The organism is Kitasatospora sp. NPDC034533 (assembly GCF_055575155.1).
Genome location: NZ_JBVITE010000152.1, coordinates 1 through 2,318 on the forward strand (window position 1 = coordinate 1; position 2,318 = coordinate 2,318).

The 2,318-nt window shown below is 69.2% G+C and carries 1 protein-coding gene and 1 pseudogene; both read right to left on the bottom strand.

Annotation, left to right across the window (positions count from 1 at the left end; genetic code table 11):
* Nucleotides 1-360: 360 nt before the first annotated feature.
* Nucleotides 361-1,884 carry a CoA-acylating methylmalonate-semialdehyde dehydrogenase gene (locus ACZ55U_RS38945; RefSeq protein ID WP_465534360.1) on the bottom strand — a complete coding sequence of 508 codons (1,524 nt, stop codon included), beginning with the start codon at nucleotides 1,882-1,884 and terminating at the stop codon, nucleotides 361-363.
* A gap of 275 nt (nucleotides 1,885-2,159) precedes the next feature.
* A pseudogene (locus tag ACZ55U_RS38950) lies at nucleotides 2,160-2,318 on the bottom strand (IS110 family transposase); the annotation flags it as partial.

Sequence of the window (2,318 nt, forward strand, 5' to 3'; positions counted from 1 at the left end):
GCTTCGTTCATCCAACTCGCCGGTGTCTTCCGGGGCTTGACGCCCTGTCCGACGTTTCAAACTCTAGCCGATCCCCGCTCCGAAAAGCGAATCCGACCGCAATCCAATAAAACGAACACGCCGAATATCGCCAAGCCGTGACGCAGAAAAGCGAAACGGCCGGCACGAACCGGAAGTGGTGATTCACAGGATTGGCTGCCCCGGGACCGTCCGCGCGGATGCGTGTCCGGTGCTCCCTGCCAGGCAGCTCGAAGAACAGTACGCGTTCCGGCCGCCGGATGCAAACGGCATGCAAAGAGGGCCGGCCGGACCCCGGGAGAGGGGTCCGGCCGGTGGAGCCTCGGGGGTTCCGTCGCGGGATCAGCTGTTGGTGGGGAAGCCCAGGTTGATGCCGCCGTGCGACGGGTCCAGCCAGCGCTGGGTCACGGCCTTGCCGCGGGTGAAGAAGTGCACGCCGTCCGGGCCGTACGCGTGGGCGTCGCCGAACAGCGAGGCCTTCCAGCCGCCGAAGGAGTAGTAGGCGACCGGGACCGGGATCGGCACGTTGATGCCGACCATGCCGACCTCCACCTCGAACTGGAAGCGCCGGGCCGCGCCGCCGTCGTTGGTGAAGAGGGCGGTGCCGTTGCCGTACGGGTTGGCGTTGATCAGCGCCAGGCCCTCCTCGTAGGAGGCGACGCGGACCACCGAGAGGACCGGGCCGAAGATCTCGTCGTTGTAGACGGACATGCCGGGCTTCACGTGGTCGAACAGCGTGGGGCCGAGCCAGAAGCCGTCGGCCGTCGGCGAGCCGTTCTCGTCCTCGGCGGTGACCGGGTGCTTGCGGCCGTCCACGGCGAGCTCGGCCCCGTCGGCGATGCCGGACTCCACGTAGGAGGTGACCTTGTCGCGGTGCTGGCCGGTGACCAGCGGGCCCATCTCGGAGTCGCCGTTGCAGCCCGGGCCGACCTTCAGGGTGGCCACCCGCTCCTTGATCTTCTCGACCAGCTCGTCGCCGATCGGGTCGACCGCGACCAGCACGGACACCGCCATGCAGCGCTCGCCGGCCGCACCGAAGCCGGCGTTGACGGCGGCGTCGGCGGCGAGGTCGAGGTCGGCGTCCGGCAGGACGAGCATGTGGTTCTTGGCGCCGCCCAGGGCCTGCACGCGCTTGCCGTAGCGGGTGCCGGTCTCGTAGACGTAGCGGGCGATCGGGGTGGAGCCGACGAAGCTGACGGACTTGACGTCCGGGTGCTCCAGCAGGCGGTCGACGGCCACCTTGTCGCCGTGCACGACGTTGAAGACGCCGTCCGGCAGTCCGGCCTCCTTCCACAACTCGGCGAGGAAGTTGGCGGCGGACGGGTCCTTCTCCGAGGGCTTCAGCACCACGGTGTTGCCGGCCGCGATGGCGATCGGGAAGAACCACATCGGCACCATGGCCGGGAAGTTGAACGGCGAGATGATCGCGACCGGTCCGAGCGGCTGGCGGATCGAGTAGACGTCGACACCGGTCGAGGCCTGCTCGGTGAAGCCGCCCTTGATCAGCTGCGGGATGCCGCAGGCGTACTCCACGACCTCCAGGCCACGGGCGATCTCGCCCAGGGCGTCGGAGTGCACCTTGCCGTGCTCCGCCACGATGATCGAGGCCAGCTCGTCCCGGCGGGCGTTCAGCAGCTCCCGGAAGGCGAAGAGCACCGTCGTCCGCTTGGCGACCGAGGCGGTGCGCCACTCGGTGAAGGCCGAGGCGGCGGCGGCGACCGCCTGGTCGACCTCGGTGATCTCGGCGAAGTCGACCTGGCCGGTGGTCTTGCCGGTGGCCGGGTCGAAGATGTCGCCGCGACGGGGGGCCGCACCGGCGGTGGCGACCGGCTTGCCGCCGATCCAGTGAATGATGTGCTTGCTCAAGGTCCGTCTGCCTCCGAAGTCCCGGGCGGCGTCCTGCCACCGGTCCGGTCTGGCGCCGCCTGCGGCTTGGGCCGGGCGACGGAAGATCACGGGGCTACCGCGCTCACTTTCCAGTCTGGTGGCCGCTGCGGCCCGGCTCAACGAACAGGCTGACGGGCATCGGCGATTCAGCCTTACAGGTCGTCCGGTCGCTCCCCCGGACGCGTGAACCCGTCACTCGCCCGAACGCGTGAATCCGGGGGGTGCCTCTATGTCCTTCGTCAAGGCTGTGTGGGTCATGCTGGCACGGTTTCGGGGGTGCGGGTTTCGTAGAGGGTGCCGTCTCGGAGCATGGCGAACAGGACGCTGATGCGTTGGCGGGCGAGGCGGAGGAGGGCCTGGGTGTGGGTCTTGCCGCGGTCTCGTTGCCGGTCGTAGTAGGCCCGGGAGTCGGG